The organism is Pseudomonas sp. FG13, assembly GCF_057809755.1.
In genome coordinates this window covers 61,065-86,842 of sequence record NZ_JBMDKO010000010.1, presented here as the reverse complement: position 1 = coordinate 86,842, position 25,778 = coordinate 61,065, and the positions used below count along the sequence as shown (strand labels likewise).

Here is a 25,778-nt window from a genome sequence, read left to right as displayed (position 1 = left end):
GCTGGCACCCCGCGATCAGTCGAGTGTGTCCTGGGGCGGCTCCGCTACCGGCTTGATGCTGGTCACCGACGAAGGCGCGGGCGTGATGGTTTTTTTCTCGGGCTCGGCGGGCACCAGCTTGTATTCCTGGCCGTTAAGGTTTTTCAGGTAGATTTCCATCTGCCGGAAGGAGATGTTGATGTGCTCCTTCTTGAACTCACGGTTGATGAAACGGTTGATCTCGTCCAGCACCGGGTTGCGGTCGCCAAGATCGCGCACGTGCATGCGCAACTCGTGGTCCAGGGTGCTCTCGCCGAAGTTCAGGAAGTACACGATCGGTTCCGGTTCCTTCAGTACCCGTGGGTTGTCGCGGGCGGCCTTGAGCAGCAGTTCCCGGACCCGATCCAGGTCCGAGCCGTAGTCCACGCCCAGTTTCAGGGTTACCCGGGTGACGGTGTCGGTCAACGACCAGTTGATCAACTGCCCGGTGATGAAGGTCTTGTTCGGGACGATGATGTCCTTGCGGTCGAAGTCGGTGATGGTGGTCGCACGGATGCGGATCTTGCTGACCGTGCCCGACAGGTTGCCGATGGTAATGGTGTCGCCGATCCGTACCGGACGCTCGAACAGGATCATGATCCCTGAAATGAAGTTGGCGAAGATCTCCTGCATGCCGAAGCCCAGGCCCACCGATAGTGCGGCCACCAACCATTGCAACTTGTCCCAGCTCACGCCCAGGGTGGACAGGGTGGTGACGAAGCCGACGCCGGCGATCACATAGGACAGCAGCGTGGTGGTGGCGTAGGCGCTGCCTTGGGCCAGGTTCAGTTTCGACAGCACGAACACTTCCAGCAGGCCCGGCAGGTTGCGCGCCAGGGCGAAAGTGATGCCGATGATGATCAGCGCACCGAGCAAGTCGCCGATGCTGATGGGCACCATGCTCATGTTGACGCCGGTGCCGCTGGTGTATTCGTAGAGGGTCACGTTGTCCAGGTACGAGAACACGCTGATCAGGTCCGACCAGACCCAGTACAACGCGGCGATGAAGCCGCCCAGCAGGGCCAGGCGGATCAGCCGCAGGGACTGCTCGTTGACCTTCTCGATATCCAGGGTCGGCTCCTCGACCACTGCTTCGCCATCGCCGGCTTCCTTGGCCGCCTGGCGTTTGGCCAGGGCGCGCTGGTAGGCCAGGCGTCGGGCCGCCACCGACAGGCCGCGTACGAAGGTGGCCTCGATCACCAGCCAGAACATCAGCAGGTACAGGGTATTGATCAGCCGGTCACTGAGCTTCAGTGCGGTGTAGTAGTAGCCGAAGCACACCGCCACGAACAGCGCGATGGGCAGCGCGGTGAAAATCACCCCGACGGCCTTGCGGAACAGGGAGGTATTGCGGTGGGTCGGGCTGCTGAGCAACAGGCGGCTGAGCAGCCAGGCCATCAAGGCATAACAGGTCAGTACCACTGGCATGCCCAGCACGTCGTCGGCCAGGGTCGAAGGCTGCAACTCGGCCACCGCTACCACGGCTACCAGCGCCAGTACCACCAGCCCGAGCCGACGGATCCAGCCCTGGAGGAACTCGACCTGGGGTTTCTCCCAGCGGAAATGCAACTCGGCCACGCCGCCGGGCGCCAGAATGCGGTAGGCGGTATAGAACACCAGCCAGGCCTGGCCGATCTGCAACAGCGCCGCGCCGAGGTTGGCGTTCTGGCCGCGGGCATCGATTTGCAAGGCAAAACCGCACAGGGCCAGCGCCAGGGCGACCGGCATCGCCAGCAGGATGTTGATCAGGATCGCCTGGGGGGTGTGCCACTGGCTGTCGCGTTTGAAATGGCCAACGTCCTGGTGAACCTTGTTCAAGCGAGCATAGAGGTGCTTGCGCCGCCACAGCAGTGCACCGATCAGCAGCGCCAGGGGGAGGAACAGCAGCGGCCGCTGTGTCAGGCCGTCGGCCAATTCACTGAGGCTCGAGGTCCAGGGCAGCGAGTCGACCTGTTTTTCCAGGCGAGCCGGCACGCCACGCATCCATTCGAAATCCAGCGGTTTGTTGCTGGGAATCCAGAACATCTGTTCTTCGAGTGTCGCTCGCAGGTTTTGCGCGGTGCTGAGCAATTGTTTCTGGTTGAGCTGCAGGGTGATGGACTCGTTGAGCACCGCGCTCAATTCGCGGCTCAAGCGTTCCAGCAGGTCGACGCGAGTCAGGGCCAGGTCCAACAGGGTCTTGCGCAACTGCGGTGTGACTTGCTCCGACGGCTGGGACGCCAACAGGCTGTCCACGTAGGTGCTCGGGTTGTTCAGCAGCTCCCGTTGCTGGCTGACTTCGAACTGATACAGGCGGATGTCGGCGATCTGGTCGGCGAGGTTCTGGTCCAACTTCAGGCGCGGCAGAGTCTGGCGCTGCTTGTAGAGGATCTTGGAGAGCAACAGGCTGCCTTTGAGCACGCTGATCTGCTCATCCAGGGCCGCGTCAGTCTGGGTGACGCTGTCCAGCAGTTGCTTGGTCTGCAGGTTCTGCTGGGTCACTTCGTTGAGGCGGTCGGTACTCTTGAGCAGGTAGTCGGAGAGCTTCAGGTTGGTCGCGCTTTCGGTTGCCAGCAGGCTGCTGCCGCCGGCCTTCTGGGCTTCGATGGACTGCTGGGTCACCGTCTCCTGGGATTGGGCCAGGCGCTTCTGGTTGATCAGGTTCTGCAGGTCCTGTATTTCCTGCTCCATGCGGGCGATTTTTTCCATCAGCAGGTCGTGCTGACCGTTGCCCAGGTCCTGCAGCTGGCTGTTGCCGGCCAGTTCCTGGCGACGCAACGGGATCAGTGCGTTGAGGGCCGCCAGTTCGGCGTTGAGCTGGTCGCGCTGTTCGGCGCTCAGGGGCTTGCCGGCGTCCCTGCCGGCCTTGAGGATGCTATTGATCTGCTGGATGCGGGTCTGGCTGCTGGCGATTTCGGCCTGGGCGCGCTCGGGGCGGGTCTGGGCGGTGATGATGAGGCTGTTGGCGTCGGCGAGGGCTTTCTGCAGATCGCTCTGCTGAGTGGAGCGCTCCGTCAGCATTTGTTCGAGCTGGGGAATCGGCAGGTTGGCATAGCGCTGCGCCACGGGTACTACGGCGGTGTTCTTGAGCCGCGCCAGTTCACGCTGATTTTCAATGTTCTGCTTCGGCGCGCTGGCCAGTTGTTGCTTGAGGGCGAGCAACTTGCGTTCGTAGTCGGCCTTGCTGGCGAGCTGGGCCAGGGTGTCTTGCAGTACGGCTTGCAAGGCTTTCTGGTCGGCTTCCGGCAGCTTGCGGTCGGCGATCTTGTCCAGGCTGGCCTGCACCGCGTCGCTGGTGGGCGGTTCAGCAGCTTGCAGCGTGGAGACGGAAAGACTCAGGCCCAGCAGGGCGATGGCGAAGAAAGAGCGCAGGGTAGGCATAGAGACCGGACGAGCAAATTAAAGAATGGGAGCAGTTTAGAGGAACAAGCCGGGACCCGGGCGACTTCCTTCGGGGAATCTGACGCCCACTTTGCCGATCTTGTTCCCGTCCATGGCCGCGACGGTCCACAGGGTGTTGTTCCAGTCCACCTGGTCGCCGACCACCGGTGCGCCACCGACTTTCTGGGCAATGAAGCGGCCCAGGGACATGTCCGGATCGATACCGTCCAGTTTCAGCCCGTACAGGGCGGCAACCGCGGCCAGCTGGGCGTCTCCTTCGAGCACGAAGTCGCCGAAGAAGCGCAGATCCAGGCCTCGTTGCGGCGCCTGGCTGAAGAGTTTTCCAAGGGCCGGCAGGTCATGTTCATGGCCGATCACGCAGAGCAAATCATCGGTTTCCAGCACCGTACTACCCGACGGATGGAGCAGTTGCTGGCCACGAAACAGCGCCGCGATACGGGTGCCATCGGGCATTTTCAGGTCCCGCAGGGGCGAACCGATGCACCACTTTTCCGCTCCGAGGCGATAAATGAACAGTTCCCACTCGCTGGTGACGTGAACCTCCAGCGCTGCCCGGGAAATCGGCAAGGGCTCCGGTGGGACGGTGACATGCAGCAGCTTGGCAACCCAGGGCAGGCTCGTGCCCTGGACCAGCAACGATACCAGCACGATGAAGAACGCCAGGTTGAAGTAGAGCTGGGCATGGGGCAGGCCGGCCATCAGTGGGAACACCGCCAGGATGATCGGCACCGCGCCACGCAGGCCGACCCAGGAGATGAAGGCTTTTTCACGACCATGGAAGGCCTTGAAGGGCAGCAGGCCGACGATGACCGACAGGGGCCGCGCGAACAGGATCATCCACAACGCCAGGCCGAGGGCGGGCAGGGCGATCGGCAACAGGTCATGGGGCGTCACCAGCAGGCCCAGCACCAGGAACATGCCGATCTGCGCCAGCCAGGCCATGCCATCGAGCATGTGCAGGATGCCGTGGCGACTGCGCACCGGGCGATTGCCGATGACCAGGCCGCACAGGTACACCGCCAGGAAACCGCTGCCGTGAAGGGCGTTGGTCAGGGCGAACACCGCCAGGCCGCCGCTGATGACGAGAATCGGGTAGAGGCCGTTGGCCAGGTTGATCCGATTGACCAATTGCAGCATCAACCAGCCACCGCCCAGGCCGAGCACCGCACCGATGCCGAACTCACGCACCAGATGCCCCACCAGGTTCCATTCCAGGTCGGTCTGGCCGCTGGCGAGCATGCCGATCAGGGTCACGGTCAGGAACACCGCCATGGGGTCGTTGCTGCCAGACTCGATCTCAAGGCTGGCGCTGACCCGCTCGTTCAGGCCTTTGCCGCCCAGCAGCGAAAACACCGCCGCGGCATCGGTCGAGCCGACAATGGCGCCGATCAGCAAGCCTTGGATGAGATTCAGCTTGAACAGCCACGCCGCCGCCAGGCCGGTCAATCCGGTGGTGATCAACACACCGATCGTCGCCAGCGACAGCGCTGGCCACAGGGCCACCCGGAAACTCGAGACGCGGGTACGCAAGCCACCGTCCAACAGAATGACGGCCAGCGCGAGGTTACCGACCAGATAGGCCGTGGCGTAGTTGTCGAAAAGAATACCGGCACCATCGACACCGGCGACCATGCCCACGGCCAGGATGATCACCAGGATCGGAATGCCCAGGCGGGACGAAAGAGAACTGACCAGGATGCTCGCACCCACCAGCAACGCGCCGATCAAGAACAGGCTGTTGATGGTCGTCGCAGTCAAAGGCAGTACTCCGGGAAAACTGAAAGACGGGCACAAACTGACCATGCAGTCTGCGTGCCAGCGATTCTAACCTGTTGAAATGCGATGCTGTCAAAAAAGGTTTGGCTTGCCTTCAGGGGGCGGAGATTTTTCGCTGCTGTGGGAGCAAGGCTTGCCCGCGATGAGGCCGAAGCAGGGCCCAGGAAGCGTGGTGCCTTCATCGCGGGCAAGCCTTGCTCCCACAGAAGAGAGCAAAGCCCGCAACGCGAACAGGTCAGAGGCTGAACCGCCCCACCATGCTGTTCAAGTCCACCGCCAGGCGCGACAGTTCGGCACTGGCGGAGCTGGTCTGGTTGGCGCCGGTGGCCGATTGCACCGACAGGTCGCGGATGTTCACCAGGTTGCGGTCCACTTCACGAGCCACTTGGGCCTGTTCTTCGGCGGCGCTGGCGATCACCAGGTTGCGTTCGTTGATTTCGACGATGGCGGTGTTGATGGTGTCCAGGGACAGGCCGGCGCCGCGGGCGATGTTCAGCGTCGACTCGGCGCGTTCGGTGCTGTTGCGCATCGAGTCCACGGCCTGCTCCGTGCCGTTCTGGATGCTGCCGATCATGCGTTCGATTTCGCTGGTCGATTGTTGGGTGCGATGGGCCAGGGCGCGCACTTCATCCGCGACCACGGCAAAGCCGCGACCGGCTTCACCGGCACGAGCGGCTTCGATGGCGGCGTTCAGGGCCAGCAGGTTGGTCTGGTCCGCCAGGCCACGGATCACGTCCAGCACCTTGCCGATGTCGCGGGACTCATCGGCCAGGTTGCCGATCAGTGTGGCGGTGCCTTGCACGTCGGCGCTCATGCGTTCGATGGCGCTGACGGTTTCCTGCACCAGGTCCCGACCGTCGCCAGCGGAAGAGGTAGCGTTCTTCGAGGCCTCGGAGGTGCTGACCGCATTGCGCGCCACTTCTTCCACGGCGCTGGTCATTTCATTGACTGCGGTAGCGGCCTGTTCGATTTCGTTGTTCTGCTGGGTCAGGCCGCGGGCGCTTTCGTCGGTGACACTGTTGAGCTCTTCGGCGGCGGAAGCCAGCTGGGTCGCCGAGCCGGAGATTCGCTGCAGGGTGTCGCGCAGTTTTTCCTGCATGGTCGCCATTGCCCGCAGCAGGCGACCGGCTTCGTCATTGCCATCCACGGTGATCGGCCGGGTCAGGTTGCCCTTGGCGATTTCTTCGGCGGCACCCAGGGCGCTGCCAATCGGGCGGGTAATGCTGTTGGTCAGCAGCCAGGCAAACAACAGGGTCAGGCCGGTGGCGATGACCAGTAGCGCGACGACCCAGTTGAAAGCTGTCGAGTACTGTTGTGTCGCACCTTGGTTGAGCGCTTCGGCTTGCTGATTGTTGATCTCCATCAACCGGTTGATGACAGCATTGATGGCGTCGGAATTACTCAGCAGCTCAGTGTTGAGCAGTGTGCGCAATTCATCGATCTGATTGTTGCGTGACAGTGTCTTCATCCGCTCTTCGAGCTGACGATACTGACCCAGCAGTTGCACGTACTGGTCATAAGCGGCCCGCTCTTCAGGGGCGCTGATGAGTTTTTCATAGGCGGTCTGGGCCGCGCGGATCTGCTGGTTGCGTTGTTCGAACAGCTCAAAGGTTTTCTGTTGGATATCCGGCTCGCGGTTGACCAGCAAGCGATAGGACAATACGCGCAGGCGCAGGGTGAGCTGGGTGAATTCGTCCAGGGCCTGGATGCTGGGCACGCTGTTCTCGACAATGTTTTCGCCGGAACTGCGGATTTTGCTCATCTGGGTCAGGGCGAACACCCCAAGCGCCAGCATCAGGGCGCCGATCAGGGCAAAACCCAGGAACGCCCGCGGCGCGATATTCATATTACGTAGGGACATGGAAGGTACCGGGAAGAAGCGCGTCCGTGCGGGCTATGGCTGGTGTCACTGACTTATCGGTCATGGGATTGAAGTCTTGAGGCAGCTGCGTGCTTTTGTCACACAGCCACATCGTCGGTGCGACGAAGGGCAGGAACCAGATTCCCCATTCGCAGTCTCTACAACTCGCCAGCGAAGCACCGTCGTCCTGCAAGCCATGGCATCGGCGGTGACTTTTCTTTATCGTACGCGCCCCTGAAAAAGCCTGGAAATCAATATGTTGGAAACATCCCTCAGCCAGCTGGAGCAACTGGTCAATGACCTGGTGCAACAGAATCGTCACCTCACCGGCCTGAACGAAACCCTGAGCGCGGAACTTGCCAGGGCCAAGGATGAAAATGAAAGCCTGCAATTGAGCCTGATGGAACAGGAAGAACTCCACGGCACTACCGCCGCCCGTATCCAGGCCTTGATCGAGCGGGCCAGCACCGGTCCTGTCAGCGCATGAAGCACCGTGCCGATGGGGTGACGGTCGTCTCGATCCTGGGAGAAGACTATTCGATCAAGGCGCCGGCCGGGCAGGAACAGACCCTGTTGGACGCCGCTGCAATGCTCAAGGCTGCCCTGGCCGATACCAAGAGAAAGTATCCGACGCTGATCGGCGATCGTCTGTTGGTGCTGGCGGCCATGAACCTGTGCTCGCAGCAGATAGAAATGCAAAAGCAGCACCAGGCAGAACTCGACCGTTGCCAGGAGCAGGTCGATGCCACGGTCGATGTCATTTCCAAGACGATTCAGCAGGCCTGATTGTTATGTCTGCCGGCCCTGCATCTCATTGTGGGGCCACCCTTGCTCGCACAGGCGGCCTGAAGGCCTTGGGTCGTACCTCGTCCCACAATAGATCGGGTATAGCTGGGAAGAAACAGGTCGGCTGTCAGGCCGCCATCGCGAGCAGGCTCGCTCCCACAATGGATCGGGTATAGCTGGGAAGAAACAGGTCGGCTGTCAGGTCGCCATCGCGAGCAGGCTCGCTCCCACAATGGGATCGGGTATAGCCAGATCGACCCGACTCAGAACCACTCGTCCCGCATCTCCAGGCACGTGTCATCCCGTGCCTCAAGCAGCGCCAGCTCATGATGACAACCCGGTACTTCCCAGGTCAGGAAGTACCGGGCCGCTTGCAGCTTGCCCTGATAGAAATCGTGATCTGCGGCGTTGCCCTTGGCCAGGCCTTCCTCGGCACGGATAGCCTGCTCCAGCCAGCGCCAGCCGATGACCATATGGCCGAACACCTTGAGGTACAGCGCCGAGTTGGCAAGGCTGCTGTTGACCTTGCCTTGGGCCAGGTCCGTCAGCAGGCCGAGGGTGACCGATTGCAGGCGCGCCACCAGGGCTTCCAGTGGCTGACGCAGGGGCGTCAATGATTCGTAGACCTGGGCGCGTTCGCTGGTGTCGGCCACCAGGCGGATCAGTTGCTTGAGCCCGGCACCGCCGTTCTGCGCCAGCTTGCGGCCCAGCAGGTCCAGGGACTGGATACCGTGGGTGCCCTCATGGATCGGGTTCAGGCGGTTGTCGCGATAATACTGCTCGACCGGGTACTCACGGGTGTAGCCATGACCGCCGAGGATCTGGATCGCCAACTCGTTGGCCTTCAGGCAAAACTCCGAGGGCCAGGATTTGACGACCGGGGTCAGCAGGTCCAGCAGTTCATGGGCCCGTCGACGCTCGGCTTCGCTTTCAAGGGTGGTGGTGTCGTCGAACAGCCGGGCCGCGTACAGGCCCAGGTCGAACGAGCCTTCAACGTAGGCCTTCTGGGTCAGCAGCATGCGGCGCACGTCGGCATGTTGGATGATCGCCACGGGGGCGGTGGTCGGGTCCTTGCTGTCGGGGACCCGTCCCTGTGGGCGTTCGCGGGCGTAGTCGAGGGAGTACAGATAGCCGGCGTAACCCAGCATCACCGCGCCCATCCCGACACCGATCCGAGCCTCGTTCATCATCTGGAACATGTAGCTCAATCCGTGATGCGGTTTTCCTACGAGGTATCCGACACACTCACCGTTGTCGCCAAAGTTCAGCGCCGTGGAAGTGGTCCCGCGCCAACCCATTTTGTGGAACAGCCCGGCCAGGAGCACGTCGTTGCGCTGGCCGAGGCTGCCGTCCTCGTTGACCAGGAACTTGGGCACGATAAACAGCGAGATGCCCTTAACACCAGGCGGAGCGTCCGGCAGCTTTGCCAGGACCATGTGCACGATGTTTTCCGACAGCGGATGATCGCCTCCGGAAATGAAGATCTTGTTGCCCTTGAGTCGATAGGTGCCATTGGGCGCCTGCTCTGCACGTGTACGAATATCCGATAGCGAAGAGCCCGCATGGGGTTCGGTCAGGGCCATGGTGCCGAAGAAGCGACCCTCGATCATCGGTTGCAGAAAGCGGCGTTTCTGCTCCTCGTCGCCGAAGCTCTCGATCAGGTTCGCCGCGCCCATGGTCAGGAACGGATAGGAGGTTGAAGCGGCATTGGCGGATTGAAAGTGGGCGAAGCAGGCCTGGGACAGCAACGTGGGCAGTTGCATGCCACCGGCCTCGAAACTGCGCGCGGCGTTGAGGAAACCAGCCTCGAGGAAGGCGTCCACGGCCGGTTTCACCTCTGGAATGAGAATGGCCTGGCCGTCTTCGTAGCGTGGTTCGTTTTCATCGTTCTTGCGGTTGTGGGGGGCGAAGTATTTCTCGGCAATGCTGCGGGCCGTGCCGATGGCCGCGTCGAAGGTTTCGCGATTGTGTTCGGCGAACCGCTCGCGCTGGGTCAGGCCCTCGGCATCGAGGACTTCGTACAGCTCGAAAGCCAGATTACGGGAACTGAGCAACGTCTCGGACATGGCGGCCTACCTTTCTTTGGAATGGGGCCGAGTCTAGAACCGGGAATAGAGGCTGAACAGGATGATTGATGGCAGTGATGGAGAGGTGAGGCCGACGCTAATCAATGTGGGAGCGAGCCTGCTCGCGATGACAGTCTGTCAGTCACATCTGTTTTTTATGTGACTACGCTATCGCGAGCAGGCTCGCTCCCACACAAGGCTGTGCAGGCTGGACAACCATTGCGGCTGCCCAGCCTAAGGCGTTAACCGATGGTCATCAGGCTGGCGTTACCACCCGCCGCAGCGGTGTTGACGCTCAACGCCCGCTCGATCACCAGGCGTTCCAGCGCGATGCCGGTTTCCCCCTGGGACAAGCCATGGACGCCGACGATGGCACCGGCACGCTTGGCCACTTGCTGGCAAACGCTGCGCAGTTGATCCGAGTCGCCGTGATGCAGGACCGCGTCGTACACCACATCGTCCTTGGTCCAGTCGGATACACGCTGGATGCGCGCCTGGATGTCCTTCGGCAAGCGTGCGAACAAGGCCTTGCTCGTGTCGGTTTCCGGCCACACGGCCGAGCCACCCACGGCCAGCACGGCGGCCAGTTGCGTCAGCAGATCGCCTTCCACGTCGGCCAGGCAGAGCACGTGCTCGCGTGGCAGGATGGCGTAGCTGTTGCGCTCGCCGGTCGGGCCGGTCAGTTGGCGGGTGATACCGCTTTGCGATTGAGCCGCAAACTGCACGCACAGAGTGCTCAGTTCGGCGAGCTTCTGGCTGTCGGCCCAGGCTTGCAGGGCGGTCAGCGGTTTGCTCATGGCTTCGCGCAAGCGCACGTCCGGTGCGCTGGCGGCGTCGCTACGCACGAAGGACTGCTGGATCGCATCGGTCGGTCGTGTCGACAGCAAACGGTACAGGTACAGCGGACCACCGGCCTTCGGACCGGTGCCCGACAGGCCTTCACCACCGAACGGCTGTACACCGACCACGGCACCGACGATGTTGCGGTTCACGTAGACGTTGCCGGCATGGACGTTGTCGATCACCTTGGCGATGGTTTCGTCGATGCGGGTGTGCACGCCCAGGGTCAGGCCATAGCCGGAGGCATTGATCTGGTTGATCAACTGGTCCAGCTCCTTGCGCTTGTAGCGCACCACGTGCAGCACCGGACCAAAGATCTCGCGCTGCAACTCATCGAAGCTTTCCAGCTCGATGAGGGTTGGCATCACGAAGGTGCCGCGCTTGCACTCGTCACTGTCGGCGATTGCCATCTGGTACACGGTGCGACCTTTGTCGCGCATGGCCTGGATGTGCTTCTCGATGCCGGCCTTGGCTTCGGCATCGATCACCGGACCGATGTCGACGGACAGGCGCTCGGGATTGCCGAGGCGGGATTCGGCCATGGCGCCCTTGAGCATTTCGATGACACGGTCTGCTGAATCTTCCTGCAAGCACAGGACCCGCAGGGCCGAGCAGCGCTGACCGGCGCTGTCGAAGGCCGACGACACCACGTCGATCACCACTTGTTCGGTCAGGGCCGAGGAGTCGACGATCATGGCGTTCTGGCCGCCGGTTTCTGCGATCAGCGGGATCGGACGACCCTGGTTGTCCAGGCGACCGGCGATGTTACGTTGCAGCAGGCGGGCGACTTCGGTGGAACCGGTGAACATCACGCCCTTGACCCGCTCATCGCCCACCAATCGGGCGCCGACGGTTTCGCCACGGCCCGGCAGCAGTTGCAGCACACCTTCCGGAATGCCGGCTTCGAGCAGCAGGCGTACGGCTTGGGCGGCAACCAGCGGCGTTTGTTCGGCCGGCTTGGCCAATACCGGGTTGCCGGCGGCCAACGCAGCGGCGACCTGGCCGCTGAAGATCGCCAGGGGGAAGTTCCATGGGCTGATGCAGACCACGGGGCCCAACGGGCGGTGGGCATCGTTGGTGAAATCGTTGCGCGCCTGCACCGCGTAGTAGCGCAGGAAGTCCACCGCCTCACGGACCTCGGCGATGGCGTTGGCGAAGGTCTTGCCGGCTTCACGGGCCAGCAGGCCCATCAGGGGCTGGATCTCGCCTTCCATCAGATCGGCGGCACGCTCGAGAATCGCAGCGCGCTCCGCCGGTGGTGTGGCTTGCCAGATCGGTGCGGCGTTGAGGGCGCACTGGATGGCGTTGTCGACGTCTGCAACCGTGGCTTCCTGCACCTGGCCGACCACGTCGCGGTGGTCGGATGGGTTCAGCACCGGTGCCGGGGTTTCTTCGCTGGCGGCGCAACCGAGGATCGGTGCGGCTTTCCATTCGTTATGGGCTGTCGCCAGCAGGGCGCAGGACAGCGAGGCCAGGCGATGTTCGTTGGCCATGTCGATGCCGCTGGAGTTGGCGCGCTCACTGCCGTACAGGTCGCGTGGCAGCGGAATGCGTGGGTGCGGCAGGCCGAAACCGCCTTCCACGGTCGCCATCTGCTCGATGCTGGCGACCGGGTCGGCCACCAGTTCCTGAATGGAAATCGACTGGTCGGCGATGCGGTTGACGAACGAGGTGTTGGCGCCGTTTTCCAGCAAGCGACGAACCAGGTAGGCCAGCAGCGTCTCGTGGGTGCCGACTGGTGCGTACACGCGGCATGGACGGTTCAGCTTGCCTTCGGAAACCTTGCCTACAACCTGTTCGTACAGCGGTTCGCCCATGCCGTGCAGGCACTGGAATTCATACTGGCCCGGGTAATAGTTCTGACCGGCGATGTGATAGATGGCCGACAGAGTATGGGCGTTGTGTGTCGCGAACTGCGGGTAGATGACTTCCGGCACCGACAGCAGTTTGCGCGCGCAAGCGATGTAGGAAACGTCGGTGTACACCTTGCGGGTATACACCGGATAGCCTTCCAGTCCTTCGACCTGGGCACGTTTGATCTCGCTGTCCCAGTAGGCGCCTTTTACCAGGCGAATCATCAGGCGATGGCGGCTGCGGCGGGCCAGGTCGATGACGTAGTCGATCACATACGGGCAGCGCTTCTGGTACGCCTGGATGACGAAACCGATGCCGTTCCAGCCAGTCAGCTTCGGCTCGAAACACAGGCGCTCCAGCAGATCCAGGGACAGTTCGAGGCGGTCGGCTTCTTCGGCGTCGATGTTCAGGCCGATGTCGTATTGCTTGGCCAACAGGGTCAGCGACAGCAGGCGTGGGTACAGCTCCTCCATGACGCGTTCGTACTGGGCGCGGCTGTAGCGCGGATGTAGGGCCGACAGCTTGATGGAGATGCCAGGGCCTTCATAGATCCCGCGGCCATGGGAGGCCTTGCCGATCGAATGGATGGCTTGTTCGTACGAGGCCAGGTATTTCTGGGCGTCATGTTCGGTGAGTGCGGCTTCACCCAGCATGTCGTAGGAATAGCGGAAACCCTTGGACTCGAATTTGCTGGCGTTGGCCAGGGCTTCTGCGATGGTTTCGCCGGTGACGAATTGCTCGCCCATCAGGCGCATGGCCATGTCGACGCCCTTGCGGATCATCGGCTCGCCGCTTTTACCGATGATACGGCTCAGGGACGACGTCAGGCCGGCTTCGTTGTGGGTGGCGACCAGCTTGCCCGTCAACAGCAGGCCCCAGGTCGCGGCATTGACGAACAGCGACGGGCTGTTGCCCAGGTGCGGTTGCCAGTTGCCGGTGCTGATCTTGTCGCGGATCAACGCATCGCGTGTGCCTTTGTCCGGGATACGCAGCAGTGCTTCGGCCAGGCACATCAGCGCCACGCCTTCCTGGGACGACAGGGAGAATTCTTGCAGCAGGCCCTGGACAATACCGGCACGACCGCCAGCACTTTTCTGGTTGCGCAGTTTTTCCGCAATCGACGCCGCCAGCTTGTTGGTGGCTTCGGCCATTTCGGCCGGCAGGCGAGCCTGTTCGATCAGCATAGGCACCACTTCCGGCTCGGGGCGACGGTAAGCGGCGGTGATGGAGGCGCGCAGCACCGATTGCGGCAGGATGCTCTCGGCAAACTCCAGGAAGCACTGGTGGGCGTGGTCGACCTGGACATCGCCAGCGTCGTCGCCCTCTGCGCGGACCGAGCCGTTCAGTTCGGTCAGGGTTGCACCACCCTCGAGTTTTTCCAGGTAATTGAAAATTGCCTGCTTGATCAGCCAGTGAGGCGTGCGATCAATCGAGGTTGCGGCGGCCTTCAGGCGTTCGCGGGTCGGGTCATCGAGTTTGACCCCAAGGGTGGTGGTAGCCATATTTTTATCCTCATGTTTACCACGTACGGCGTGGCATCAGCTGGCGCAAGATTAGCTGCGCGCTGATTGAGGTGCAACCGGGTGCAACCCTTTTTTTGACGAAATATTAAGCAGCCTGTCAGGAATAAAAGTCCGGCACGCCTATCTCGCACCGCCTTAGTGCTTTGGCTTCTAGCCGACCCTGGTTGTCTGCACTAAAAGGGAGCAAAAAAAACGGTTTTTTCGAGAAAACCGATCAGGTGCAACTGATTTGAACGAAACTGGTTGCACCTTATTTCGTTTGTTGAATAGCATTCGCGGCCAAGGTGCAACCGGTTCCAAGCCGAGGGGCATCGGCTGATGGCTTTCCTGGGGAAACATCAGTCATAAATTCGCGGGCCTGCAAATCGTCGCCACACGTCTGTTGTCGACGCTTTCTCTGCCACCGCTACATAAAAACAAAGCCAGGGCGTAACTCATGAGTGTTAGTAATCCTACCCTGATCACCTTCGTGATCTACATCGCAGCCATGGTCCTGATCGGCCTGATGGCTTATCGCTCCACCAACAACCTTTCCGATTACATCCTGGGCGGCCGCAGCCTGGGCAGCGTCGTGACCGCATTGTCCGCCGGTGCCTCGGACATGAGTGGCTGGTTGTTGATGGGTTTGCCCGGTGCCATCTATATGTCCGGCCTGTCGGAAAGCTGGATCGCCATCGGCCTGGTCATCGGTGCCTACCTGAACTGGCTGTTCGTCGCCGGTCGCCTGCGGGTACAGACCGAGCATAACGGCGACGCGCTGACGCTGCCGGATTACTTCGCCAGCCGTTTCGAAGACAAGAGCGGCCTGCTGCGCATCATCTCTGCGGTGGTGATCCTGGTGTTCTTCACCATCTATTGCGCCTCCGGCATCGTGGCCGGTGCCCGCCTGTTCGAAAGCACTTTCGGCATGTCCTACGAGACCGCATTGTGGGCCGGTGCCGCAGCGACCATCGCCTACACGTTCGTGGGTGGTTTCCTGGCTGTGAGCTGGACCGATACGGTACAAGCCACCCTGATGATCTTCGCGCTGATCCTGACACCGATCATCGTATTGCTGGCCACCGGCGGCGTGGATACCACGTTCCTGGCCATCGAGGCGAAAGACCCGACGTCGTTCGACATGCTGAAGAACACCACCTTCATCGGCATCATCTCGCTGATGGGCTGGGGCCTGGGCTACTTCGGCCAGCCGCACATCCTGGCGCGCTTCATGGCCGCTGATTCGGTCAAGTCCATCGCCAAGGCCCGTCGTATCTCCATGACCTGGATGATCCTGTGCCTGGGCGGCACCGTGGCCGTCGGCTTCTTCGGCATCGCGTACTTCTCTGCACATCCGGATGTGGCCGGTCCTGTAAGCGAGAACCCTGAGCGCGTGTTCATCGAGTTGGCGAAGATCCTCTTCAACCCATGGATTGCCGGTGTACTGCTGTCGGCCATCCTGGCAGCCGTGATGAGTACCTTGAGCTGCCAGTTGTTGGTGTGCTCCAGCGCCCTGACCGAAGACTTCTACAAGACTTTCCTGCGCAAGAGCGCTTCCCAGGTGGAACTGGTCTGGGTCGGTCGTGCCATGGTGCTGCTGGTGGCGTTGGTCGCCATTGCCCTGGCTGCCAACCCGAGCAACCGTGTGCTGGGTCTGGTGAGCTACGCTTGGGCCGGTTTCGGTGCCGCTTTCGGTCCTGTGGTCCTGATCTCCGTGATCTGGAAAAACATGACCCGTAACGGCGCATTGGCCGGGATCCTGGTGGGGGCGGTTACCGTGATCGTCTGGAAGCACTTCGAGCTGCTGGGCCTGTACGAAATCATCCCGGGCTTCATCTTCGCCAGCCTGGCCATCTACTTCGTCAGCAAGATGGGCGCGCCTACCACCGGTATGCTGCAGCGCTTCGAAGCGGCCGAAAAAGATTTCCGCCTGAATCAGTAAGTCTGTTCGGCGAGCACTGATGACTCGCTGAAGGTTGTACCGAGAAACGGCCCGTCGCCAATGGAGACGGGCCGTTTTTTTATGCGTGATCTCCTGGGGACATCGCCAATTCTTGTGGGAGCGGGCCTGCTCGCGATAGCGGCGCGTCAGTGCGAATCTGCATCGGGTTGATTGAGAAAGATCAAAACGCCCAGTAGCGCCATGTAGAACCTGAACGCGGCATCCTGGCCATTCCAGATTTCCGATTGCCACATCAGAAACCATTCGCCACCGATGACCATGAAACCAAAGAACCAGACGAAGAATCCCACCGTCAGGCCGGCGATGCCCCAGCGTTTGGCTTGCGCGAAAACCCTGGCATCGGCTCGGCGTGCCAACCACAACTCCAGGGCACCATAACCCAGCAACCCGGCCGTGATCGCTTCGCCGAGGATGATCAGCCAGTAGGCGCCGTGCCACAGCCATGGCTGGGTGATGGCGCGGTAACGGGCGGCGTTATCCGGGAAAGTGGTATCCATGCTCAGCACGTGTTGGACGAAATTGAAGTTGGAGCGGTAGTCCGTGACATTGTTGAACACGGTCAGGAAGGCGAACGCGGCGAGTGCCAGGATCATTGCGATTTTTGCGTAACGTGCCGTCATGGGGGCGTCCTTTGCTTTTTGCGACAACGGAACGTTATCACGCTCACGTGAAGTACCGAGTGCCGTCTTGGTGTAAGAAACCACGGATTCATTCGTGCGACGGCTGGTCGTGACGCAGAAAGTGTCTATCGGAAAATACAGCGCGCTTTTGCAGCTTCTATCCCCCTGTTTGTAAGGTAAATCTGTTTTTCATGACGTCCCGTCAACTCTCCGCTTGGCTCATGCAGAATCGCCCGCCTTTCATTCTGCTGAGATACATCGGATGTTCGCGCCTGCCAACTCACCGCGTTTCACCCTGACGCTCGACAGCGGGCCAAATGAGCTAAAGGTGCTTGAGTTCACGGGCCAGGAAACCATCAGCCAACCCTATCGCTTTGACCTGGAACTGGTGAGCGAACGACCGGACCTGGCATTGGAGGCGCTACTGCATCGCCAGGCCTACCTGACCTTCGATCAGCAGGGGCGTGGCATCCACGGCCAGGTCTACAGCGTAGCCCAGGGCGATTCGGGCAAGCGCCTGACCCGTTACCAGATCAGCCTGGTGCCGCGCCTGGCGTACCTGCGTCACCGTATCAACCGGCGGATTTTCCAGCACTTGAGCGTGCCGTCGATCATTGCGCAGGTCTTGAAGGACCATGGCATCCATGGCGATGCGTTTCAGTTCAGCCTCGGTGGGCAATACCCCGAGCGGGAATACTGTGTGCAATACGGTGAAAGTGATCTGGCGTTCATCGAGCGGATCTGTGCCGAGGTCGGTATTCATTACCACTTCCGCCACAGCCCCGACGGCCACCTGCTGGTTTTTGGCGACGACCAGACGGTGTTCCCCCGCTTGCCCGAGTCGACGCTGTATCTGCCGGGCAGTGGCATGGCTGCGGGGGCGCCGTCGATCAAGCGGCTGGCTGTTCGACTCCAGACCCGGACCAGCGTTGTGACACTGTGCGATTACGATTTCCGTAACCCCAGCCTGTCCTTGCAAACCAGCCTCGACAGCCAACAGCAACCCGTGCTGGAGGACTATCGCTACCCCGGTCTTTTTTCCGACCGCGAGCATGGTCGGCACCTGACCCGGCGCGCCTTGGAGCGTCATGGCGCTGATTGCCGCCTGGCCGAAGGGCGCAGCGACCAATGCGCACTCGTCAGTGGGCACTTCATGCAAATCGATGGGCACCCGCGGGCACAGTGGAACGACCTGTGGCTCCTGACCCAGATCACCCACCGGGGTCGCCAGCCGCAAGTGCTGGAGGACACGGTCGCGGATGGCGAGGATGAGTTCCAGGGCTATAGCAATACCTTTCTGGCGACGCCATGGGACGTTTTCTTTCGTCCGCCGCTGCTTCATGAGAAGCCCCCCGCCCACGGCTATCAGCCTGCGGTGGTGAGCGGGCCTGTCGACAGCGAAATTCATTGCGACGAGTTCGGACGGATCAAGGTGCAGATGATCTGGGATCGCGACGGCAAGCGTGACGAGCATTCCAGTTGCTGGCTGCGGGTGGCCACCGGCTGGGCCCATGATCGATATGGCGGCGTGATGATTCCCCGGGTCGGCATGGAGGTTCTGGTGGGGTTCATGGATGGCGATGTGGACAAGCCACTGGTGGTGGGTTGCTTGCCCAACGGTGCCAACCCGTTGCCGCTGGATCTGCCGGCGGATAAGACACGCAGCATATTGCGCAGCCAGAGCAGCCCCGGCGGGGGCGGTTACAACGAGCTGCGGATCGAGGACCGCAAGGGGGCCGAGGAGATCTACCTGCGGGCCCAGCGAAACTGGACCCAGCATGTGCTCCATGACCAGCGCGTGCAGGTCGATCACGAGCGCAGCGTTGTGGTCTGCGGCACGGCGCGGCATGAACTCAAGGCCGAAGAGTTGCGTATCACCCATGGGCGGCGCCAGGTTGAAGTCAGGCAAGACGATCATTTGGTGGTGACTGGCGAGCGGCACATTCGCGTGGCCCGTCAGGCGGTCAGTGCCAGCCAGCATTTCCATGTCAGCGCTGGTCAGCAGATCGTGCTGGACGGCGGCGCCAGCGCAACCATCCAGGCCGGTGGACACTGGATCAGCATCGGTGCGGGGGGAATTTTCAGCAGTGTGCCCATCGAGGTCGGTGGTGGGCCGATGGCGGTCACAAGCGCCGCGCCGGGTTCGCCGGGTCATCCCGAAAGGCTTGTGGCCGCCGTAGCCGCTCCACTGTCATTGGCGCAAATCCTCAGCCTGCAAGGCCAGGCGCCGTTCTGCGAGGAGTGTGAGCGGTGCAAGGACGGCGTCTGTGCGCCGTTGTCCGCGCTTTCCGGGCTGGCTGATATTCAGGAGCGTCCATGAGTACGGGTCAGTCGCCCCACGCTTGGCTTCGACAGCGCCCGTTGCAAGCGTCCGAGCAGCTGTTCGCCATCTTCAGCAATGCCAGCGACGCCATGCCGTTGGCGACCTGGAGGCGTTCGATGGCGCTTGGCCCCAGTCCGATCTGGGCCGAGACGCCTTATGCCGACTGGGAACCTGTCATGCCTTATGTCGGCGTGGTCGCTGCGGACAGTGATTTTCTTCATTGGGTTGCGACGACCGACTCGCTCGATTGGGGGTGGTTGGCGGTGTCCTCGGTGGGGCAGGAAGTCCTTGTCGAACATTTGCGTGGGCTCACCCAGGTGCTGTTGCCTGGCGGCCGATCGGCCTTTTTTCGCTTTTGGGATGGACGTTATGTGCTGCCTCTCCTGCAATCCGACGAAGTCGATGCCGGACAGTTGCTGCCGGTCATCAGTCGTTGCCTGATCAACGGTCGGCCCTTGGAGATCATGGGAAATGTTCAACGGCCGCCACGAGCGTTCCCCTGGTGGGAGGTGCCAGCCTTGCTGTTGAAAACATTGACGGGGGGCACGACGGACTGCCTGCTGGATAACCTGCTCAGGTGGTTGGGCGAGGAGCATCCGTACCTGTCCGAGCGGGTCGACGAGCGCATCCTGCGGCGCAAGCTTGCACATTTTCTTGAGGTGCATGGGGCGGTTCATGGGGTAAAGGCGCAACTGCCTGGGTACCTGATGCAAGAGTTCGGCTGAGTAGATGCCTGTGCCCGCTCGGCTGCGAAACCCTGACGTTCGACGCGCTTCGCGGTAAACTCGTCGCCCTTCGCAGGAGCCGCCATGAACTATCGCCACGCCTTCCACGCCGGTAATCACGCCGATGTGTTCAAACACCTGACCTTGACCCGCCTGATCGCGCTGATGGCTCGCAAGGAGCAGCCGTTCGCCTACCTCGATACCCATGCGGGCATCGGGTTATATGACTTGCAGGGCGACCAGGCCAATCGTACCGGTGAATACCTGGAAGGCATCGCGCGCTTGTGGGGGCAGGACGATCTACCGCCGCTGACCGCCGACTACATGAATGTGCTGCGCGAGATGAACCCAGACGGACAGTTGCGCTATTACCCGGGCTCGCCGGAGTTGGCGCGGCGTCTGACGCGCCCGCAGGATCGGGTCTTGCTCAATGAAAAACACCCTGAAGACGGTGTGCTGCTCAAGGACAACATGAAGGGCGATCGCCGTGTGGCGGTGCATCTGGGTGAAGGTTGGCACGTGCCTCGCGCCTTGCTGCCGGTGGCGGAAAAGCGCGGCTTGATGCTGATCGATCCGCCCTTCGAGAAGCTCGACGAAATGCAACGCTGTGCCGCCTCCCTCAAGGAGGCCATTGGCCGGATGCGTCAGACGGTGGCAGCGATCTGGTACCCGGTGAAGGATCAGCGGATGCTGCGTCGCTTCTACCAGGACCTGGCCGGCACGGGCGCGCCAAAGCTGTTACGAGTGGAGTTGCTGGTACATCCACTCGCCACACCCGACAGCCTGAACGGCTCCGGCCTGGCGATTGCCAACCCGCCATGGGGGTTGGAGGAGGAATTGCGTGAGTTGCTGCCGTGGCTGTCGAAAAAGCTTGGCCAGACCCAAGGTGGCTGGCAGATGGATTGGTTGATTGCCGAGCGCTGATCCGCGAGTTTGATGCTGTCTGGCAGGACGCCATCGCGAGCAGGCTCGCTCCCACACTGATTCGGAAGAATCCGGTATGCGCCTGAACACAAATCCCTTGTGGGAGCGGGCTTGCTCGCGAAGCTTTTCGAGGCTCGAAAGTCAGATCGGGCAGGTCACGCCCGTCCCGCCAATCCCGCAATAGCCCTCGGGGTTCTTCGCCAGGTACTGTTGGTGGTAAGCCTCGGCGTAGTAGAACGTCGGCGCTTCATCGATTTCGGTGGTGATTTCACCGAGGCCGGCCTTGGTCAGTTCAGCCTGGAACACCGCCTTGCTCTTCTTCGCCGCTTCCAGTTGCTCGGGCTTGGTGCAATAGATTACCGAGCGATATTGGGTGCCAATGTCGTTGCCCTGGCGCATGCCCTGGGTTGGGTTATGCAGTTCCCAGAACATTGCCAGCAGTTCTTCGTAGCTGACCTTTTCCGGTTCGTAGACCACCAGTACCACTTCGCTGTGGCCGGTCAGGCCCGAGCAGACCTCTTCGTAGGTCGGGTTGGGGGTGAAGCCGCCGGCGTAGCCCACCGAGGTGCTGTAGACCCCGTCACGCTGCCAGAAGCGACGTTCCGCGCCCCAGAAACAGCCCAGGCCGAAAATCGCGAATTCTACGTTGCCCGGAAACGGGCCGAGCAGCGGGTTGCCGTTGACGAAATGCTGATCCGGAACCTTGATCGGGGTTTCACGGCCAGGCAGAGCTTGTTCTTGAGTAGGGAGCACGTTTTTGTTCACCAGAATTTCCGAGCGCAGGGCCATCATCAGTCCTCTCAGTCAGATTGAGTTGAGCGAGTTCAAGCAATAAGACTGTCAGTGTGCCCGAGTGTTACAGCGCTGTCAGTCAATTGGACCGCGCGGGTAGCGCTTGAGCTTCTCGATCAGCTCCGCGCCGGGGATTGGCCGGTCGAACAAGTAGCCCTGGCCGACATCGCAGCGATGGCGACGCAGGAAAGTCAGTTGCTGGGCGGTTTCGACCCCTTCGGCCACGACCTTGAGCTTCAGGTTGTGGGCCATGGCGATCACCGCGGAGGTGATTTCCATGTCGTCCTGGTTGTCCGGGATCTCATGGATGAAGCTGCGATCGATCTTGATGATGTCGATCGGGAATTTCTTCAGGTAGCTCAGGGACGAGTAGCCGGTACCGAAGTCGTCCATGGCCAGGGTCAGGCCCAGGCGCTTGAGCTGGTCGAGTTGCAGGTGGGTGTCTTCAGTGGCTTCCAGCAGCAGGCCTTCGGTCAGCTCCAGCTCCAGCAGCCGTGCGGGCAGTTGTTCTTCCTTGAGGATGCTGGCAATCGAGGCAACCAGGTCCGGGTCGGAGAACTGTTTAGGTGACAGGTTGATCGCCACCTGCAGGTTGCCCAGGCCAGCGGCGGTCAATTGCTTGCTCATGCGGCAGGCCTGGCGGGCGATCCATTTGCCGATGGGGATGATCAGGCCGGTTTCTTCGGCCACGCTGATGAACTGGTCCGGTCGGATCATGCCCTTTTCCGGATGGTTCCAACGCAGCAGCGCTTCCATGCCCAGCAGACGGCCGCTGCGCAGGCACAGCTTGGGCTGGTAGAACACGTCCAGCTCGTTCTGGGTCAGGGCGCGGCGCAGGTTGTTTTCCACGAACAGCTTGTAGCTGGCCTCGGCGTTCAGTGCTTCGGTGAAGACCTGGACCTGATGCTTGCCGTTGGCCTTGGCCTTGTGCAGGGCGAGTCCGGCGTTGCGCATCAGGGTCTGGGGATCGCGGCCGTGCAGCGGGGCACAGGCCAGGCCCACGGAACCGGTCACGCTGATCAATTGGTTATCGACGAACATCGGCTTGTCGAGCGTCATCAACAACTGGCTGGCGACCTGCTGCCCGGCCTCCAGGTCGGTGTCGTCCAGCAGCACGGCGAATTCATTACTGGCGAAGCGTGCCAGGCTGCCGCTGGGGCTCAGGCTGTTGCGCAAGCGTCGGGCCAGGCTGATCAGCAGTTTGTCACCGGTCTGGTGGCCGAGGCTGTCATTGATGCGCTTGAAGTTGTCGATGTCCACCAGCAGCAGGCTGATGGGCGAGTCGCTGTCCCGGGCGAAGCGTTCATCGAGGTTGCGAATGAACGCCGGGCGGTTGCCCAGGTTGGTCAGGTTGTCGGTGTAGGCCAGGCGTTCGATACGCTGCTGGGCCAGTTTGGTCTGGGTAACGTCTTCGTAGATGCCGATGTAGTGGGTCAGCTCGCGGTTGTCGCCGTAGACCTTGGAAATCGACAGTTGGCCCCAGTAGGGTTCCAGGTTCTTGCGTCGGCTCTTGAACTCGCCTTGCCAGCTATTGCTCTGGGCCAGGGCCGAGGGCGCGTCGAACAGCAGCTCGCTGAGGTTTTCCAGGGCCGGCAGTTCGGACAGGCGTTGGCCGTGGACTTCCTCGGTGGTGTATTGGGTGATGGCGGTGAAGCTCGGGTTGACGTACTCCACCACGCCGTCGCAGTTGACCAGCAGGAAGGCGTTGGCGCTTTGCTCCACGGCACGTTGGAACAAGTGCAGGGCGCTGGTGGCGATGCGTCGGTTGTGGTTGTTGATGACCTGGGCGAACTGGTCCGCCAGTTCACCGGCAAAGGCGATCTCGTCCGACTGCCAGGCACGGGTGGCGCCTACCTGCTCCAGGCACAGCACGCCCACCACCTGACCGTCGATTCGCACGCTGGCATCAAGCATGGCGTTGACGTTGCGGGCGCGCAGGCTTTCAGCCATTTCCCGGGTGCGTGGATCGCGTGTCGCGTTGTGGGCATCGATGGCGCGGCAGGTCTGCAGCGCTTCCATGTAGTCGGGATACTCATTGGCATCGATCGCGTCTGGCCGAAAGTACTCCTGGGAAGCGCGGTTATAGGCGGAGATCGGCACCAGCTTGTTGTCCTCCAGGTTCCAGATGCTGGCGCAATCGATCTGGTAGATGTCGCAGGCGCTGCGGGTGATGAGTTCGGCGGCTTCCAGCAAGGAATTATTGGCGCTGTAGCGCTGGCGAGTCAGCAGCAGGATGAGGTCCTGTTGGGCACGGACGCGGTCCAGATGCTGAAGCTGTTCCTGTTGGGCGCGCTGGTTCAGCTCCAAGGCTATCTGCAGGCGCGAGTTCTGGGTCTCCAGATCGAGGGCCGGCATCGATGGCTCGTTTTGCAGCAGGCTGTCCACCGTCAGCAGATAGCCGCGCAGCAGGTGGCGATTGTGCTGTTTGTACGCTTCACCCATTTCCAGCAGGTTCATGGGGCCCTTGGCGGTGTGAAGCGTATAGCGGATCAGGTAATGCGAGGCCTGGGCCAGCTGTTCTTGAATGGCATCATGCAGTTGATAGCGCGCTTCAGGCTCCATCAGGCTGGCATAGGGCGAGCTGACCAACGAGCAAAGCTCAACCGCCGGCAGGCCAAAGTAACGTTCGCAATTGGGATCGAGGAACAGCAGTGCCCAGCTCGCTTCATTCAGCCGCTCGAAACGCAGCATACCGAGCCGCGAGGGCACCGGTAACTGCGTCACTACCTCGGCCGCCATACGGCTGGCGGCATCGGGTTGGCTTTTCATGGGGAAACTCGCTTCGAGAATGCTGATCGCGCCGGGCTGACGCCCCTCGTTATCAAGGATTGCCGCAAGGTTGCATCATTGCGACACTGGCTGACAAGAGAGATGAAGGCTAAGTGCTATAAACCTTATCGGCCGACAAGCGGATTTCTCCAGTCGCCAGCCGATCAGAGGGCCTGGCGGGGGCTACCGTTCGTCAGCGCAACGGGATATGGACCTTCTGCAAAGGGTAACCGTCACGGTCGTGAAAGGTCACGTGAATGCTCTGGGCCGCGACATGCAGATGTGCGAAGTTGTCCTGGCTGACCACTGTGCCGGTCAGCTCATAGTGGTAGTCACCGTTTTCGGTCCGGGCCATGGGGGCCTTGAAAATAAAATTCGAGGCGGCGGCGTAAGGCAGCAGTTCGCTGTTGCAAAACGGCGAGGCGACGATGGCATGGACCTCGAAGTCAGGATCCTGGCTGTGACACAGTCGGCTGGTCATGGAACCATGGACATCACCGGACACGAAGATCACGTTTTTTATCCCATGGCGACGAATGCATTCCAGCAGTCGCAGGCGCTGTTGCGGGAAGGCCTGCCAGGCGTCGCCATCATCGAGTGTGCGGTCGGGGTAGAACATGACGCTGGTGACGATGAATTTGACCCGGGCGGTGCTGTTCACCAGCCATTCGAGCAACGACCGCTCCTGCTCGATATCCAGGATGCGCCGGTCGGCCCTCGACAAGTTGCGTCGTGTCCGGCTGTCGGTGACGAACCACTCGATATCGCCGTGAGCGAACTGATACCAGTAGTGCGGCAATGACCTGCTCAATATGCCGTCGCTTGATAGTACGTGGGCCGGGCTATGGCTGGCTTGATAGAGGTCGTAAGCGCTCATGGCGTTGGCGTAGAGAATGTCGTCGTTGACTTGTCTGTTGGCGGGCCAGTTGTCTTCGATTTCATGGTCGTCGAGGATCATGTAGGTCGGTACGGTGGACATCAATTTGCTGATGTGGGGCTGGGAAAAGACAGTGCGGTATTTGAACAGGATGTCTTTGTAGGTCCGGTCCGGGGCCACAATGTTCAAATCGTCGAGATAAACCTGGTCCCCCGCCATCAGTACGCCGCTGATCGGTGGATTGGCCTGGTCCACGATGCGCTGGATGCCGGCGAACGTGCGGTCCCCGAGTTCGGGGGTTGAGGGAGCGCCGGCGGTGATGCGCAGATAACGGCAAGAACCCACGATATAAGCGTGTGGAGTGCCAGCTTCCGCATGGGGCGTGCGCAGCCGATGGATGTCCACGGGCCATTGCTGCAACGGTTCCGGGGTGGCTGTGTGAGACGCGGTGAACCAGCCGGCCTGGTATTCATAGATGGTGCCGGCTTGCAGGTTTCTCAAAATGACCACATCGCTCATGTCGCGATGGGCATGCAACTGGATGAAGTGCTCATTCGTCCATTTCGTATCGCCCTGGCGTCTGTAACGAAGTCCTGCGAATACCGGAAGCTTGGGGTCTTTGTCGCCGCGCAGGAATATTCGTGCATGGTCGGTCGTGGTGTGGCCGACAATCGGGCCGACGGTAGGTTTGAACATGTTCG

14 protein-coding genes and 2 pseudogenes are annotated in these 25,778 nt (G+C 61.3%); 6 read left to right on the top strand and 10 right to left on the bottom strand.

Annotation, left to right across the window (positions count from 1 at the left end):
• Positions 1-15: 15 nt before the first annotated feature.
• The 4 genes and pseudogenes from mscK to ACODTO_RS11615 form a co-directional block, all read right to left on the bottom strand.
• Positions 16-3,378, bottom strand: a complete 3,363-nt coding sequence (gene mscK / locus ACODTO_RS11630) for a mechanosensitive channel MscK (RefSeq protein WP_175361820.1) — start codon at positions 3,376-3,378, stop codon at positions 16-18.
• Between the two features lie 36 nt (positions 3,379-3,414).
• Positions 3,415-5,157 carry a potassium/proton antiporter gene (locus ACODTO_RS11625; protein ID WP_139646879.1) on the bottom strand — a complete coding sequence of 581 codons (1,743 nt, stop codon included), beginning with the start codon at positions 5,155-5,157 and terminating at the stop codon, positions 3,415-3,417.
• A 253-nt stretch (positions 5,158-5,410) separates the two neighbouring features.
• Positions 5,411-6,010 (bottom strand): annotated as a pseudogene (locus ACODTO_RS11620) (methyl-accepting chemotaxis protein); the annotation flags it as partial.
• Between the two features lie 303 nt (positions 6,011-6,313).
• Positions 6,314-6,970: pseudogene (locus ACODTO_RS11615) on the bottom strand (MCP four helix bundle domain-containing protein); the annotation flags it as partial.
• Between the two features lie 322 nt (positions 6,971-7,292).
• On the opposite strand from ACODTO_RS11615, the gene ACODTO_RS11610 reads away from it, so the two are divergent.
• Positions 7,293-7,523, top strand: a complete 231-nt coding sequence (locus ACODTO_RS11610) for a hypothetical protein (protein ID WP_041024593.1) — start codon at positions 7,293-7,295, stop codon at positions 7,521-7,523.
• Positions 7,520-7,822 carry a cell division protein ZapA gene (locus ACODTO_RS11605; RefSeq protein ID WP_139646875.1) on the top strand — a complete coding sequence of 101 codons (303 nt, stop codon included), beginning with the start codon at positions 7,520-7,522 and terminating at the stop codon, positions 7,820-7,822. The genes ACODTO_RS11610 and ACODTO_RS11605 overlap by 4 nt, the downstream gene beginning before the upstream one ends.
• A 263-nt stretch (positions 7,823-8,085) precedes the next feature.
• On the opposite strand, the gene ACODTO_RS11600 is transcribed toward ACODTO_RS11605, so the two are convergent.
• Positions 8,086-9,888, bottom strand: coding sequence for an acyl-CoA dehydrogenase (locus ACODTO_RS11600; RefSeq protein WP_489106454.1), 1,803 nt, complete (start codon positions 9,886-9,888; stop codon positions 8,086-8,088).
• A 242-nt stretch (positions 9,889-10,130) separates the two neighbouring features.
• A complete protein-coding gene (putA, locus tag ACODTO_RS11595; protein ID WP_489106453.1) occupies positions 10,131-14,084 on the bottom strand; it encodes a trifunctional transcriptional regulator/proline dehydrogenase/L-glutamate gamma-semialdehyde dehydrogenase in 3,954 nt (1,317 codons plus the stop codon).
• 457 nt (positions 14,085-14,541) lie between these two features.
• On the opposite strand from putA, the gene putP reads away from it, so the two are divergent.
• Positions 14,542-16,026, top strand: a complete 1,485-nt coding sequence (gene putP, locus ACODTO_RS11590; protein ID WP_139646868.1) for a sodium/proline symporter PutP — start codon at positions 14,542-14,544, stop codon at positions 16,024-16,026.
• Between the two features lie 146 nt (positions 16,027-16,172).
• Here putP and ACODTO_RS11585 read toward each other — a convergent pair whose 3' ends face one another.
• Positions 16,173-16,667 carry a DUF2165 family protein gene (locus ACODTO_RS11585; RefSeq protein WP_139646866.1) on the bottom strand — a complete coding sequence of 165 codons (495 nt, stop codon included), beginning with the start codon at positions 16,665-16,667 and terminating at the stop codon, positions 16,173-16,175.
• A gap of 262 nt (positions 16,668-16,929) precedes the next feature.
• Between ACODTO_RS11585 and ACODTO_RS11580 the strand changes: the two genes are divergently transcribed.
• From ACODTO_RS11580 to ACODTO_RS11570, 3 genes are all read left to right on the top strand, one after another.
• Positions 16,930-18,987, top strand: coding sequence for a type VI secretion system Vgr family protein (locus ACODTO_RS11580; RefSeq protein ID WP_489106452.1), 2,058 nt, complete (start codon positions 16,930-16,932; stop codon positions 18,985-18,987).
• Entirely contained in the window at positions 18,984-19,715 is a 732-nt protein-coding gene (locus ACODTO_RS11575) for a DUF4123 domain-containing protein (protein ID WP_489106451.1), read from the top strand. The genes ACODTO_RS11580 and ACODTO_RS11575 overlap by 4 nt, the downstream gene beginning before the upstream one ends.
• A gap of 84 nt (positions 19,716-19,799) precedes the next feature.
• Complete coding sequence (locus ACODTO_RS11570) at positions 19,800-20,639, top strand: 23S rRNA (adenine(2030)-N(6))-methyltransferase RlmJ (RefSeq protein ID WP_175361811.1); 840 nt, start codon at positions 19,800-19,802, stop codon at positions 20,637-20,639.
• 141 nt (positions 20,640-20,780) lie between these two features.
• Here ACODTO_RS11570 and msrA read toward each other — a convergent pair whose 3' ends face one another.
• From msrA to ACODTO_RS11555, 3 genes are all read right to left on the bottom strand, one after another.
• Positions 20,781-21,428 (bottom strand): peptide-methionine (S)-S-oxide reductase MsrA, encoded by a 648-nt coding sequence (msrA, locus tag ACODTO_RS11565; protein WP_041024603.1) that lies wholly within the window; start codon positions 21,426-21,428, stop codon positions 20,781-20,783.
• 78 nt (positions 21,429-21,506) lie between these two features.
• Positions 21,507-24,200: a putative bifunctional diguanylate cyclase/phosphodiesterase gene (locus tag ACODTO_RS11560; RefSeq protein WP_139646858.1), complete on the bottom strand. Its 2,694-nt coding sequence runs from the start codon at positions 24,198-24,200 to the stop codon at positions 21,507-21,509.
• A gap of 193 nt (positions 24,201-24,393) precedes the next feature.
• A complete protein-coding gene (locus ACODTO_RS11555; RefSeq protein WP_489106450.1) occupies positions 24,394-25,773 on the bottom strand; it encodes an alkaline phosphatase D family protein in 1,380 nt (459 codons plus the stop codon).
• Between the last annotated feature and the right edge of the window lie 5 nt (positions 25,774-25,778).

Coding starts and splice junctions, on each gene's coding strand:
- mscK (WP_175361820.1), bottom strand. CDS start 3,378: ATGCCTACCCTGCGCTCTTTCTTCGCCATCGCCCTGCTGGGCCTGAGT.
- ACODTO_RS11610 (WP_041024593.1), top strand. CDS start 7,293: ATGTTGGAAACATCCCTCAGCCAGCTGGAGCAACTGGTCAATGACCTG.
- ACODTO_RS11605 (WP_139646875.1), top strand. CDS start 7,520: ATGAAGCACCGTGCCGATGGGGTGACGGTCGTCTCGATCCTGGGAGAA.
- ACODTO_RS11600 (WP_489106454.1), bottom strand. CDS start 9,888: ATGTCCGAGACGTTGCTCAGTTCCCGTAATCTGGCTTTCGAGCTGTAC.
- putA (WP_489106453.1), bottom strand. CDS start 14,084: ATGGCTACCACCACCCTTGGGGTCAAACTCGATGACCCGACCCGCGAA.
- putP (WP_139646868.1), top strand. CDS start 14,542: ATGAGTGTTAGTAATCCTACCCTGATCACCTTCGTGATCTACATCGCA.
- ACODTO_RS11585 (WP_139646866.1), bottom strand. CDS start 16,667: ATGACGGCACGTTACGCAAAAATCGCAATGATCCTGGCACTCGCCGCG.
- ACODTO_RS11580 (WP_489106452.1), top strand. CDS start 16,930: ATGTTCGCGCCTGCCAACTCACCGCGTTTCACCCTGACGCTCGACAGC.
- ACODTO_RS11575 (WP_489106451.1), top strand. CDS start 18,984: ATGAGTACGGGTCAGTCGCCCCACGCTTGGCTTCGACAGCGCCCGTTG.
- ACODTO_RS11570 (WP_175361811.1), top strand. CDS start 19,800: ATGAACTATCGCCACGCCTTCCACGCCGGTAATCACGCCGATGTGTTC.
- msrA (WP_041024603.1), bottom strand. CDS start 21,428: ATGGCCCTGCGCTCGGAAATTCTGGTGAACAAAAACGTGCTCCCTACT.
- ACODTO_RS11560 (WP_139646858.1), bottom strand. CDS start 24,200: ATGAAAAGCCAACCCGATGCCGCCAGCCGTATGGCGGCCGAGGTAGTG.
- ACODTO_RS11555 (WP_489106450.1), bottom strand. CDS start 25,773: ATGTTCAAACCTACCGTCGGCCCGATTGTCGGCCACACCACGACCGAC.